We start from the raw sequence: 12803 nt of genomic DNA, 5'->3' as shown, positions 1-12803 counted from the left end.
GGTAGACGTCGGTACGCTTAGAGAATGCATAGTCGCTGGAGAGCACGAAGAACCAAGGGTCGGCACTGGCTCCAGAAAAATCTTGGTAATACGCTGCGGCGACGACGTTTAGCGGTTGGGTTACCTGGTATCTGACGCCGGTCCAGTATAGGTTCGAGCGTTGATTCGATCCGGCCCGCGCGCCCGGTAGGAGTGCGCCGTCTAGCGCTTTGGCCCAACGGTAGCCAGCGAAGAGCGTGGCATTCCCAATAGCGAAATTGCCGCCAACTACAGCACGGCGGGTGGTGGCGTCCGGCGTAGTGGTTCGAGTACCGGTGTTGATCTGGTCATATGCGGCCGTCACCTCCCAGTTCTGGCCCGTGTACGTCAGACTTCCTCCGATCTCCCGGCCAATCTTCGGACTTCCTGGCACTTCGCTCGCATTGTCTCGAGTGCTGTCAGCGCCGAAGCTATACATTGCGTTCGCTTTCAGGCCCCCGAATATGCCCACATACTTCACCGTGTTGTCAGCTCTAGCGGAGAAGGCAGCGTCCTGCACCAGAATGGAATACTTTGATGCGATCCACATCGGGTCCACGGTGCCGAAGATGTCGTAGAGCGCATTGGTCTGACGACCCAGGGTCAGCACACCCCATCCGCTCTGCAACCCCACGTATGCTGATCGACCAAACAGTCGGCTGTTCTGCGACGCGCGCCCAGTGTCAGACTCAAATCCACTTTCTAGTACAAAGAGGGATTTCAATCCGCCACCCAGATCTTCAGTGCCGCGCAGCCCCCAACGGGAGCCAGCCATATTGCCCGGCGTCATGCGGACGACGCTATTGTTGCCCTCCGTTTGGTGATTCGCATACTCTATCCCGGTGTCCACTACGCCATATAGCGTGACGCTGGATTGCCCATATGCGCTTCCGGCGCAAACCGATGCCACACCGGCGAACCATACAATCGCCTTACTTTTCATGTCTCCTCCTCTTGGGTTTTTCTACTCACAATGTCGATTCGGTACTTTTGCGTCCCGCCGGGCGGCTCTGTTTCGAACATCGGCATGAGTTCCATTTTTTCAAATGGCAAAAAAATGGGACGCCCGCCCTGAGGAGCGAGGCCGCCTCTCAAGGCATTGGTAACGTCCGTTGAAACGGCCCGGGTCTGGCTGCGTCGCCTAGATGCGATTCAGGATTCTTCCACCGTCCACGAGAAGCGACACTCCGGTAATGAAGTTGGCTTCGTCGGAAGCCAGGAACAGCGCCGCATTCGCAACGTCCCAGCCTGTACCCTGCCGGCCGAGGGGCACCTTTGCATTTCGTTCCGCAGTGACCTGCTCTCGCGATTGCCCCCATTCCTTCACGCGCGTATCGACTGCCATCGGCGTGGCGATGAGCCCGGGCAGCACGCAGTTTGCTCGGATGCCGAAAGGTGCATTCTGGAGGGCCAACTGCTCTGTGAATGCAATAACGCCCGCTTTAGAGGCTTTGTAAGCGACGTAGGGATACTTTCCTACTGCGGCGGAAGATGATACGTTGACAATTACGCCAGACCGCTGCACACGCATGATTGCCACTGCGTGCTTGCATGCGAACACGGTGCCTCGGAGGTTGATCCGGCAGATGTTGTCGAAACCTTCCTCTGTGATCTCCATCAGATCTCTGTCTCCGCCCGCAATGCTGACGCCGACGTTGTTATGAAGTACGTCCAGGGAGCCCCACCGTTGCGCTGCATCAGTCATCACTCTCGCAAGATCTTCCTCTCGCGTCACGTCTGCGGAAGCAGCTACGCATTCGAGGCCTTCCGCAAGAATGATTGATGCGGTCTCTTGTGCGGACTCGATGTTCCGATCCACCGCCAGGACACGCGCGCCTTCACGTGCAAACCTGATAGCGGCTGCGCGCCCATTGCCTACGCCCTCTCCTGGACTTTGGCCAGCCCCGATTACGACGGCGACCTTGCCTTTCAGGCGCTCTCCAGAAGTACGGCCCAATGCAGATGCAATTTCGTTTCCCATTTCCTCTCCTAACCTTTAGCTTGCACCACTGACCAACTTACTGAAGTGACCATACAGCTTGTCTCGCACTTGTGCGGCGACATCCGGCGATAAGGAGATGCGATTTATTGCGTCGTTCACCTTTCTCACGACGTCTTCCGGCAATCCGGCAGGTCCAATCATTCCGTAGTAGGTATAGGGATCAAGTCCTTCAAATCCCTTCAGTCCGGCTTCGGACACGCTAGGTACATCAGGAATAGCCTTGACGCGCCGCGTGCCGGTCACTGCCAACGCTCGAACCTTGCCACTGCTCAGGGCCGTAACCGCGCCTTGGACGGGCGCAATTCCGACTTGCACCGAGCCGGTGTACATCGCCTGGACGATATCTGCGTCTGCTTTGTACGGAACATGCGTCATCATCATTCCCGACACCTTGCTCATATACTCACCGGCCAGATGACTAGCGGATCCAATACCCGAAGAGCCGAAGTTCAGCTGCCCGGGATGCTTGGCCGAGTATGCGACCAGGTCGCGCAACGACTTCGCCGGTACGTCGTTGTTGACGATGATTACTCCTTGCGCCGTACCAACAAGGCCCACAAATGTGAAGTCCTTGACCGGGTCGTAGGGCAAGTCGTTGCGCACGCCCGGACTTTGCGATAGCGCGCTTCCTGTGCCCATATACAACGTATATCCGTCAGGCGCGGCTGCCTTCAAGGACCGGATCGCCACGATCTGACCAGCTCCTGGCTTGTTCTCGACCACCACCGGCGTCTTGAGTTCGACGGCGAGCTTCTGCGCGTAGAAGCGAGCGATCGCGTCTGTGGTACCACCAGCGGCAAAGCCGACCAGCAGACGAATCGGCCTCGAAGGGTAGACGTCAGCGAGTGCCGGGACACTGATGCTCACCAACGCCACCAACAACAGTGATCTACGGGTGACTGACGCCATGCCTTTTGCATTCTTCCTGTTATCCATTCTTTTTCCCCAGATGAGGACTGCTTGTTTCCGTGGCTACGCTACGGCAGACGCACCCATTGCTTTGAGTCTGATCTTGCCCGAACATTGCTTACTGTTTCGGCAGGTTGAGGTCGGTCACGAGTTTCCGTGTCTGGCTGACTTCCTTGGCTAGAAACTGGTTGAACTCAACTGTAGTCATCTGGGGCGTCTCTACCCCCTCGCCGTTCAGCCGCTCAGCCAGCGCTTTATTACTCAAGGCGCTCTTCAGAGCCTCCGAGAGGCGCTGAACGACCTCCTTGGGCGTGCCAGTTGGTGCTACAAGACCCATCCACGTGTAGTAGCTGTAACCCGGAACGCCCTCTTCCGCGAGGGTGGGAACATTAGGTAGCGCCGATATCCGCGCTGTCGAGGTAACTGCCAGCGCCTTGAGCTTTCCAGCAGTCAGATAGCCACGACTGCTCGAGTAGGCGTCGAAAATCATGTTTACGCGCCCACTCATGACATCAGGCATCGCTGGCCCGTTCCCCTTGTACGGGACATGGAGCAGTTGCAGACCGGCCTTTTGGTTGAACAGCGCGGCAGCAAAGTGAGGCGCGGTGCCGACGCCCGCGGAGCCATATGAGAGCGTGTTCGGATGACCCTTGGCACGCGCGACGAAGTCCCTGAGCGATTTGTCGGGTTGCTCCGGCGATACCACGACCAGGAATGGCGATCGTCCAACGAAGCCCACGCCGGTGAAGTCACGTGTCAAATCATAGCCCGGATCGTCCCGAATAACCTGCTGGAAAGCCATGGTGCCCGCCGAGCCTAGGAGGGTGTAGCCATCGGCTGCCGCTGACTTGGTCACGTTGATACCGATCAGGCCGTCCCCACCGGCTCGGTTCTCGACAATGACCGACTGCTTGAGGTTGGCTCCCATCTCCTTCGCGACAAGGCGGATGGTGAAGTCCAGCAGACCGCCTGGCGCGGTATTCACAACAATACGCACCGGACGATTGGGGAACGGGTCCGCGGCGAAGCTCGCAGAGGAGATTGCCAGTGCAATACCAGAAAAGGCCAGGGCCTTCACAATGGGGCGCTTCATGTAGTCTCCAAGATTTCATATTGGCCACCCATTTTCGAGTAGCTCCTTACCGCAGTGCTGGACTCCACAAGTCCTACTGCGTGAAACGAATACCGGACACGTCTTCGACGAGTCCCGCGACTTCCGCCACATCCGCCTTCTCGGCAGCAGCCACCGCCGCTTGTTCGTACAGGCAGCGCACCTGATTTGCCACGAACATCGGGGCGCCAACCTTACTTCCGAGCGCACAGGCCTTGCGCAGGTTGTCGGCGACCTCACGCAACGGTCTGACGGGGCTACGATCGCCGGCCAAAAGGGCGGGCAGGAGCGCACGCGACGCGCCACTCCAGCCGGAACTCGAGTTGATCACCGTCGAGATGTCTTGCAACCGCAAGCCGTAAGCGATACCAAGCGCGGTGCATTCATAGGTAACCAACTGCCCCAGCGCGAACATTGCGGCCTCCACAAGGGGAGCCACGGCGTTGGCATCCGATTCTGCTGACTGGCCCGCTCCCTCGTTCTCCGCGCTCGTCGGACCGATACATGTGGCGGCCATGTCTCCGATGACTCCGACCATGTCTTCGAGCTGGGAGCCCTGGCCAAGGGTATTGACCCCAACCTGCAACAAGCCACGCACGATGCTCGTAATCGGAAGCGGTACCTCAACCTCCATCCCAAGCATCATTGCCTGGGTAATATCCTTGAGCATCAGAGGAAGTCCAAACCGGGTGGAAGCCCTTCCCTCCACTAACGCAGGTAGCATCTTCTCCGTTACCTGACTCCGTCCGAGGCTTTCGTTCAGCTCTACAGCCATCCGCTCCAGGGGAAGCCCAGCCTTGATCCCCATGGCGACAATCTCAAGCATGCCAATTCGACCAGCACCATTCATGGCGTTGTTCACCATCTTCATGGCCTGGCCATCACCAATGCGGATGCCGCAGCGATGGATGGTACCGGCCATTGTGTCCAGCAACGGGCGTGCCTTCTCATAGACCCCGTCCGAGCCCGCGACCATAAGGGTGGCACTTCCACTCGCTACAATTTGCGGGCTTGCAGAAACCGCGGCATCCATCATCTCCACTCCAATTTCGGAGAGAAGCGAAGCAATTTTCCTGGTCTCGGCAGGGATGCCACTGGTCTGGTCGATGACAATCTTCCCCGCCGATAAGCCGGCGGCGAGTCCCTCTGGGCCCGAGACAAGCTGCAGAACGTCGGAACTACGTGGCAAGCAGATCACGACCGCGTCGCATTTCCGTCCGAGGTCTGCGGCAGATGCAGCCACGCTGGCGCCAAGGCCTTTGAACACCTCGAGCGCCTGGGCATTGAGGTCCCAGACGAAAAGATCGTGTTTGCCGATGAAACGTCGCGCAAGTTCTCCTCCAAGCGCGCCGAGACCTACGTATCCAACCTTCATTGCAATGTCTCCTGTTCGTGTTTGCTTGTTCTTTCGCCCTGCTTTCAGCTGCGTTCAGCCCACATTTGGGACATGCGGAACCGCCGTGTCGCAGAGATCAACGTGCACTATTCACTGCCCAACTTGAGGCTGTTCGCCTGACGCTTCTCCAGCGCTGACTTCAGCAGAGCCGCAGAGCGGAAGATTCCGTGCGCGAACTTTCCGTACGGGAGTGTCGCGAAGAGCGCCATGACAATGCCGAGATGGATGGCGAGCAGGCTAGGCATAGCCCCGGACTCCCTGAATGCAAGCAGTGCCAAGCCCGATGCGCTCGTGAGCAACAGGAGCACAATGAACCCGATGTCCATTGGCCGTTGTCGCAGATCTGAACGATTCGGGTCACGATGCAGATTCAACCAGAGGAGGCCGAAGGGCCCGACTATCAGTCCCACGCCACCCGCGGTGCCAAGGAGAACCGGGGCGCTTAGCAGCGGGTACGGCGCATGCATTTCGAACGCGTAGTGGTACAACGTTGCGACAGATGTGGCAGCAAAGCAAAGTAAGAATCCATAGAACGTGAGGTGGTGGAAGCGTCGTCTCCACAACGTGAACTTATCGTCTGCCTCATTGCAGCCTGCCCCATGACCGCCATCCAGATACTTCAGCGTCAGCACGTTTGAGGTGGCCTCGGCAATAGCTCCGGCACCAAGGCCATTGACCGATAGCGCACGCCAGAATCGTGATACCCCGATTGCCAATGCGAGCAAGGAAAATCCAAAAACAGCACCGAAAAGCGCGGCCAGGAGGTTGTGCGGGAAGATCGCGTAGAAGTTCGCTGCCAGACCATCCTGAACCAGGGATCCTTCGGTTACCACCATCGCCAGGATCAGAAACAGCGCCAACCCAGTGGACAAGGCAACAGCAACAGTTGTCCCGTTGTTGCGATACAGACGGCCGAACGTGGCCGGCCACGCGTACTCGGTGTAGGTCTGCAGGCGTACGCGCGCCATCGCCTGGGGCACGTTGACCCGGAAGTCATGAGGAGGGGCATACTGGCAGGCGTGATAGCAGGCACCGCAGTTGTGACATAGGTTCGCCAGATAGTTGACGTCCGCCTTGTGAAACTCAAGACGTCGCGTCATTGCCGGAAATACTGCGCAGAAGCCTTCGCAGTACCTGCACGCATTGCAGATCTGCATCTGGCGAGAGACCTCGGCTTCGTCGTCTGTAAGCGGCAACACCGCGATCTGACGCAGTTTCGCGGACGCAGAGGTCGATTGGTCAGCTAGCGACTCTGCCTCCTTTACCAAAAGTTCCAAGTCATGCATAGCTTTCTGTCCGCTTGATAGTGGCAACCCGCGCTGCCTGAGTTCCTGCGATCCGTCCAAATGCCGTTCCGATCGACATACCGACACCGGCCGTATAGCCTTGCCCCAGAACATTGCCAGCCATCATCTCGCCCGCCACAAAGAGGTTGTCGCTCGGACTGCCATCAAAGTGGACTTGCGCCAAGTCGTTTACCTTGAGTCCCAGATAGGTGAATGTGATACCAGGTCGTAGCGCGTAGCCGAAATACGGCGGCCTATCGATAGGCAGCGCCCAGTGGGTCTTCGGCGGGTTCACACCCTCTGTCTGGCAATCGTCGAGGGCTGTATGGTCGAACGTCCCCACTCGACAGCCTGCGTTGTATCGCTCCACGGTCTGAACAAACGCATCGACCGGTACGCCGAGCTTCTTGGCCAACTCATCAAGCGTGTCCGCCTTGTGCCCGGGGAACACCGGTGGCATAAAGCGTCCCACGGCCTTGCTGTCGATAATCGAATAGCCGATCTGATCTGGCTGCTGAGCGACGAGCCGACCCCAGATAGCGTATCTTTTTGGCCAGAAGTCCTCTCCTTCATCGTAGAACCGCTGCGCGTTCTGGTTCACGACGACACCCAGTGACACACAATCAATGCGTGTGCAGATTCCACCGTCATATAGAGGTGCCCTGGCATCAATGGCCACGCAATGTGACTGCGAGGGGTCACCGATAGAGTCCGCACCGGCTTCGATCATGTGCTTCAGTAGGACGCCCTGGTTGAAGCGCGTCCCGCGGATGAGAAAATTGTCCGCCGGCCACTCACCTCTTTCGTTCTGTCCCCAGGCGTCGCGTAACCATTCGCGATTAGATTCGAATCCGCCTGCCGCAAGGACACAAGCCCTTGCCGTGAAGCGTTCGCTCTCGCCTACAGCGGCAACGAAGCGCGTGCCATCCAGCTCGATCCCATGTATTGGCGTGTTGTAGCGGATCTCTACGCCCAGAGCTTCCGCGCTGCGATAGTAGGCATTGACGAGGGCCTTTCCGCCCCCCATGAAGAAGGCATTCGTGCGTGCAACGTGAAGAGCCCCCGATAGCGGCGGCTGGAAGCGGACGCCGTGCTTTTGCATCCATGGCCGGCAGGTCGATGAAGCTCGAATCACCAGACGAGCGAGCTTTTCATCGGTCTTGCCACCTGTCACCTTGAGCAAATCCTGCCAATACTCGTCTTCCGGGTAGGCGTCTACCAGGACATCCTGCGGCGCATCGTGCATGCACCGCAGATTTCGGGTGTGCTGCGAGTTGCCGCCGCGCCATTCCCGCGGTGATGCTTCGAGCAACAGGACGGATGCGCCTGCTTCCCGCGCCATCAGCGCCGCGCACAACGCGGCATTGCCTCCGCCTATGATCAGTACGTCAACCATCTGTGTCTCCTTAAGGCTCCGACTATATGAGTTAGGTCGGATCCCCGCCATCCTCTCTTCGCAAACAGTTCTTCATGGAACATGAAGACTCTGCCCGGACGTGGCCTGATTGATGGCACTGCAGGAAGACGCTGCATCCCTTGTCCCGGATTGCCGGCTATCGGCGAGTGTCGCACCCGGCCATCGCCCTTCCGAAACAGTGCTTCGGATGACGTCCGCCAGGACTATTCGCGTTGCCAGCGCCGCGGGCGATAGCTCATCTTCACTGAGACTGATGAGAATGTTCTCTCGTTGAGCGCCTTCATCGCCGAGTTGCACACTGCTCAACTCCGCATGGGAGCCCGGTGCCAGCAAGGAACCAGGCTGGATTGTTACCCCCATTCCGGCTTTAACCGCGCGCATTAGCAAACTGAGTCCGTCAACTTCCGCCACCACATTTGGCTCTACTCGAGCGTGTTCGAAACATCGGGTAAGCAGCGATCGCAAGCCGTGAGAACCACTTGGAAGAATCAGCGGAAGGGCGGCGGCTCGATTGATGGTGGCGTTCTCGCCCAAGGGAATACCGAGCAAGTCTGGCAATCCAATCAAGAACAGTCTCTCGTTGAGAAGCCGCACTCTGCACCAGCGCTGTGACGGTTCCTCGCGAAAGAGCACCGCCAAGTCGATCTGCCTGGCGCTGAGCATATTCGACAAATAGCCGGAAAGACTTTCGACAATTCTGACCTTCACGTCGGGATAGCGGCTGCGCATCGCCTGCATGAAGCGTACGCCGACAATTCCGGCAGTACTATGAGCAAGTCCTACGCTCACGTATCCGGTAAGCCGAGYGTGCCGGGCAGCAGTTGCGGCGGCATCAGCGTGTCGCAGTGCAAGTTGGGCCTGGCGCCAGAAAGCGAGGCCGGCATCGGTCGGAACAACACCTGTCGACGTTCTCTGCAACAAGCGTGTGCAAAGTTCACCCTCCAGACGGCTGATTTGCTGGCTCAACGCCGATGTCACGAGGCCAAGGTCGAGCGCCGCCTTCCCCATGCTTCGATGCTCGATCACACTGACGAAATAGCGCAGTTGTCTAAGTTCCATCTGTGCTCGCTTAAACGAGTGCTTCTGAAGCGATGAGAGCTGCTTGCAGGCGACCGGGAGACGGGGGAAAGACCCGCCACGAACCGTCTTCATGTCGGAAGAACCAAATCGAATGCAGTTCTGACGCACGCTCAAACTGAACTTCAACGCACCCTGTTCCCTGGATCGGATGGCGTCCCCGAATAACGCGCGTCGCGACGCGGTTGCCATTGCCAATCCATTTCTCGAACAGGGATCTCAACGAGGTCGGCGCATCTCTCATGGTCTCGCTCCAATGGCCAGGAATGCGCACACCGTTGACTGCGCATCGCCGTGGCTGTGTTCCTAGATTTCTACCATTTCGAAGTCGCTTTTGCCGACTGCGCATTCAGGGCAACGCCAATCATCAGGAATGTCTTCCCAGCGTGTGCCAGCAAGGATGCCCTCGTCCGGCATACCCACAGATTCGTCGTACATAAATCCGCACAAGGCGCATTGCCACACCTTGAACTCCACTCCAGCGCCTACCAATTCAGCCGGACCTGCTTGAACGTCTTCCACAACTACTCTCCTTGGCTTCGATATCCGGGTTGATGCCAGCGGCAATCCGGCCACTGCTCCCAGAAAAACACATGGTGCTGCGATGTGCACCCGAACGGATACTCCCAGCACAACCACAGTTCCGATGCTATCATGTGTTCTAGTGGCTAGCATAGATTCCACTGATCGGAACCGCAAGACGAATTTTCAGGATGTGTTGAGGAGGACAAAAATGAGTGTCAGAGGCAAGGCTTGTATCGTCGGCGCATACGAGCACCCCTTGCGCAAAGCGCCCTTGCATTCCGTGGCGCAGCTGCACGCAGAGGTGGCGAAAGGAGCGATCGAGGACGCGGGGCTGACGCGTGAGGACGTAGACGGCTACTTCTGCGCTGGGGATGCCCCAGGGGCAAATGTTTGGTCGATGGCCAACTATCTGAACCTGAACAKGCTCCGCCACGTCGACTCGACCGACATGGGCGGATGCTCCTATCTGGCTCATGTGGCACATGCGGCGGAAGCCATCGCTGCCGGCAAATGCAATGTGGCGCTGATCACGCTTGCGGGTCGGCCGAACTCGGAGGGAATTTCTGGAACTCAGGTGCGGGTGCGCGGCACAAATATGCCTGAAGCTCCATTTGAAATGCCCTACAACCCAGTCACCTTGAACCTGTACGCCATGTGTGCAATGCTGCATATGCACAAGTACGGCACGACGAGCGAGCAACTTGCCTGGGTTAAAGTTGCGGCCTCTCATCACGCCCAGCACAACGCGAATGCGATGCTGCGAAACGTGGTAACGGTTGACGAAGTTCTTGCTTCCCCGCTCATTGCAGATCCACTGCATCGCCTCGATTCGTGCGTCGTCAGTGATGGCGGTGGCGCCATCATCGTGGCACGCCCGGAGATTGCCAGGACACTCAAAAGGCCGGTCGTCAGGGTTATCGGCAGCGCAGAAACCACCAAGCACCAAATGGGGGGGGACATCGATCTCACGTACACCGGCGCGGCATGGACTGGCCCCCGGGCGTTTGAGGAAGCTGGCGTCCGCCCCTCCGATATTCAGTACGCGTCAATCTATGACAGCTTCACCATCACTGTCGTACTACAGCTCGAAGATCTTGGATTCTGCGAGAAAGGCACCGGTGGACGGTTCGTTGCAGACGGGAACTTGATTGCAGGCGCCGGGAAGTTGCCTTTCAACACCGACGGCGGCGGTCTCTGCAACAACCACCCCGCAAACCGCGGTGGTATTACAAAGATCATCGAAGCCGTGCGTCAGCTTCGCGGTGAAGCACATCCGAGCGTGCAAGTCCCGAATTGCAAGCTTGCGCTGGCTACGGGCATCGGCGGCGCCATCGGTCACAGGCATGGCGCTGCCACAGTCATCCTGGAACGGGAGTAAAGAAATGTCGACCATCCCTGCAGATCGCAAAATCTCGGATCCAGCCCTGAACCCTGGGGATGAACCGTACTTCGAAGCCGCAGCCAAGGGCGAACTTCTCGTTAAGGCGTGCGACAGTTGCGGCAGAGTTCACCACTATCCGCGTGCCATTTGTCCGTTTTGCTGGAGCGCCGACGTCAGGTGGTCGCAGTCGACTGGCAAAGGCCATATCTACACGTATAGCGTTACTCGTCGCGGAGCCGGCGCGCCATATTGCATCGCCTATGTGACTCTGGACGATGGGCCCACCCTGATGACGAACATTGTCGATACAGACTTGGACACGGTGAAGATTGGGCAACGAGTCAGCGTCGTCTTCAAGCTTTCAGAGTCCGGCATCTCCGTACCGATGTTTGCTCCGGCGCCTCGATAAGCCAGCTGGTTTCCCAACATCGCGACAGGAGTAACCATGAGAGAAGCCGTTGTTCTTTATAGCGCAGTAGACGACATCATTACACGGTACCGCGTGAACGTGGATGCGGGGACGTTAGACAAGCAAGAATCGATTCAGGCCATGTCCCGCGTGCAATACGCCTGGCGTCACCCTTCGTTGAATGTTCTCTACGTGACGACAAGTAGCAGCGGACCTCATATCAAGTCCGACTACAGCCATGTCGCCGCTTACCGCATGAAAGAAGATGGCCGGCTGACACCGCTCGGTTCGCCAAGAATCCTGCCGGACCGCGCCGTTCACATGTGCGTGGACCCGAAGGGAAAATATATTCTATGCGCGCACAATTTTCCGGAAACGGGGGTCACGGTCGACTGCATCGAAGCCGAYGGCTCGATCGGCGCCAGGATCGGGCAAGCCACCTCTGCCAACTTCGGCATCTATCCACACCAGGTCATGGCGTTTCCCTCCGGCGAGGCCGCCCTCTTGATCGACCGCGGAAACAACAGCACGAAGGATCGTCCGGAGGAGCCCGGGGCCCTCAGGAGCTTTACCCTTGATGACGGCCAGCTTACTGCCCATGAGGTAGTGGCCCCCAACCGCGGATTCGGATTTGGCCCGCGGCATATCGACTTTCATCCTTCCGGCAAATGGCTTTACGCGTCTGACGAACGCACAAATTGTCTTCACACGTTTCGTATCGAAGACAACCTCATTGAACCGCGGCCGCTCAGCACCCTGCCAACGCTCCACGCCCCCCAGGAGATACACGCCCGACAGCTTGCAGGACCCATCCACGTGCACCCTAGCGGGCGTTGGGTCTATGTCGCGAACCGCGCCGATGGCAGCGTGGAGTGCGACGGCGTCCGCGTGTTCACTTCGGGCGAGAACAACATCGCTGCGTATCAGATTGATTCTGAGACGGGACTCCCCTCTCTTCTCCAGCACATCGACACGGAGTCGTTTCATGTTCGGACATTCTCTTGCGATCCGACCGGTCGACTGTTAGTTGCCGCGAGCGTGAAGCCTCTTGGGACAAGAGTCAACGGAGCGATCGAGATTGTTCCCGCCGCGCTCTCGGTATTCCGCATTCGAGACGAGGGGCAACTCGAGTTCCTCCGGAAGTACGACGTGAGCACAGAGGGAAGTCAGATGCAGTACTGGTCTGGACTGGTCTCACTGCAATAGCACGTATCTTTGAATGCTATGATTCATCTGCATTTTTTACAACCTGTTCCACGGAATGAAACTATC

The 12803-nt window shown here is 58.0% G+C and carries 12 protein-coding genes; 3 read left to right on the top strand and 9 right to left on the bottom strand.

Features of this window, described 5'->3' with window-relative positions; translation table 11 throughout:
- The 9 genes from AC1DK4_RS39765 to AC1DK4_RS39725 form a co-directional block, all read right to left on the bottom strand.
- On the bottom strand, nucleotides 1-961 hold a 961-nt coding region (locus tag AC1DK4_RS39765), incomplete at its 3' end, for a porin (RefSeq protein WP_477132222.1).
- Between the two features lie 198 nt (nucleotides 962-1159).
- A complete protein-coding gene (locus AC1DK4_RS39760; protein ID WP_441620750.1) occupies nucleotides 1160-1999 on the bottom strand; it encodes an SDR family NAD(P)-dependent oxidoreductase in 840 nt (279 codons plus the stop codon).
- A 15-nt stretch (nucleotides 2000-2014) separates the two neighbouring features.
- Nucleotides 2015-2956, bottom strand: a complete 942-nt coding sequence (locus AC1DK4_RS39755; RefSeq protein ID WP_477132221.1) for a Bug family tripartite tricarboxylate transporter substrate binding protein — start codon at nucleotides 2954-2956, stop codon at nucleotides 2015-2017.
- A gap of 91 nt (nucleotides 2957-3047) precedes the next feature.
- The gene (locus tag AC1DK4_RS39750; RefSeq protein ID WP_441620754.1) at nucleotides 3048-4022 is read right to left on the bottom strand and encodes a Bug family tripartite tricarboxylate transporter substrate binding protein; all 975 of its coding nucleotides are present in this window, start codon (nucleotides 4020-4022) and stop codon (nucleotides 3048-3050) included.
- Between the two features lie 73 nt (nucleotides 4023-4095).
- Nucleotides 4096-5415: an NAD-binding protein gene (locus AC1DK4_RS39745; protein ID WP_441620756.1), complete on the bottom strand. Its 1320-nt coding sequence runs from the start codon at nucleotides 5413-5415 to the stop codon at nucleotides 4096-4098.
- Between the two features lie 107 nt (nucleotides 5416-5522).
- On the bottom strand, nucleotides 5523-6722 hold the full coding sequence (tcuB, locus tag AC1DK4_RS39740; protein ID WP_441620758.1) for a tricarballylate utilization 4Fe-4S protein TcuB: 1200 nt from the start codon (nucleotides 6720-6722) through the stop codon (nucleotides 5523-5525).
- Nucleotides 6715-8118, bottom strand: a complete 1404-nt coding sequence (gene tcuA, locus AC1DK4_RS39735) for an FAD-dependent tricarballylate dehydrogenase TcuA (RefSeq protein ID WP_441620760.1) — start codon at nucleotides 8116-8118, stop codon at nucleotides 6715-6717. The genes tcuB and tcuA overlap by 8 nt, the downstream gene beginning before the upstream one ends.
- 72 nt (nucleotides 8119-8190) lie before the next feature.
- Nucleotides 8191-9198, bottom strand: a complete 1008-nt coding sequence (locus AC1DK4_RS39730; protein ID WP_477132220.1) for a LysR family transcriptional regulator — start codon at nucleotides 9196-9198, stop codon at nucleotides 8191-8193.
- 324 nt (nucleotides 9199-9522) lie between these two features.
- Nucleotides 9523-9738: a rubredoxin gene (locus AC1DK4_RS39725; RefSeq protein WP_441620764.1), complete on the bottom strand. Its 216-nt coding sequence runs from the start codon at nucleotides 9736-9738 to the stop codon at nucleotides 9523-9525.
- A gap of 211 nt (nucleotides 9739-9949) precedes the next feature.
- Here AC1DK4_RS39725 and AC1DK4_RS39720 point away from each other — a divergent pair, with 211 nt between their 5' ends.
- From AC1DK4_RS39720 to AC1DK4_RS39710, 3 genes are read left to right on the top strand one after another with little or no spacing between them, the layout of a single operon-like run.
- Nucleotides 9950-11119 (top strand): thiolase domain-containing protein, encoded by a 1170-nt coding sequence (locus AC1DK4_RS39720; RefSeq protein WP_477132219.1) that lies wholly within the window; start codon nucleotides 9950-9952, stop codon nucleotides 11117-11119.
- A 4-nt stretch (nucleotides 11120-11123) separates the two neighbouring features.
- Nucleotides 11124-11531 carry a Zn-ribbon domain-containing OB-fold protein gene (locus tag AC1DK4_RS39715; RefSeq protein ID WP_441620768.1) on the top strand — a complete coding sequence of 136 codons (408 nt, stop codon included), beginning with the start codon at nucleotides 11124-11126 and terminating at the stop codon, nucleotides 11529-11531.
- Between the two features lie 36 nt (nucleotides 11532-11567).
- Nucleotides 11568-12737: a lactonase family protein gene (locus AC1DK4_RS39710; RefSeq protein WP_441620770.1), complete on the top strand. Its 1170-nt coding sequence runs from the start codon at nucleotides 11568-11570 to the stop codon at nucleotides 12735-12737.
- The last annotated feature ends 66 nt before the right edge of the window (nucleotides 12738-12803 follow it).

This window comes from Cupriavidus sp. 05N38 (assembly GCF_056397345.1).
This window is presented reverse-complemented; position numbering and strand designations above follow the sequence as displayed.

Excerpts from the sequence above, each read along its gene's own strand:
- AC1DK4_RS39750 (WP_441620754.1), bottom strand. The coding sequence starts at position 4,022 with ATGAAGCGCCCCATTGTGAAGGCCCTGGCCTTTTCTGGTATTGCACTG.
- AC1DK4_RS39755 (WP_477132221.1), bottom strand. The coding sequence starts at position 2,956 with ATGGATAACAGGAAGAATGCAAAAGGCATGGCGTCAGTCACCCGTAGA.
- tcuB (WP_441620758.1), bottom strand. The coding sequence starts at position 6,722 with ATGCATGACTTGGAACTTTTGGTAAAGGAGGCAGAGTCGCTAGCTGAC.
- AC1DK4_RS39760 (WP_441620750.1), bottom strand. The coding sequence starts at position 1,999 with ATGGGAAACGAAATTGCATCTGCATTGGGCCGTACTTCTGGAGAGCGC.
- tcuA (WP_441620760.1), bottom strand. The coding sequence starts at position 8,118 with ATGGTTGACGTACTGATCATAGGCGGAGGCAATGCCGCGTTGTGCGCG.
- AC1DK4_RS39715 (WP_441620768.1), top strand. The coding sequence starts at position 11,124 with ATGTCGACCATCCCTGCAGATCGCAAAATCTCGGATCCAGCCCTGAAC.
- AC1DK4_RS39745 (WP_441620756.1), bottom strand. The coding sequence starts at position 5,415 with ATGAAGGTTGGATACGTAGGTCTCGGCGCGCTTGGAGGAGAACTTGCG.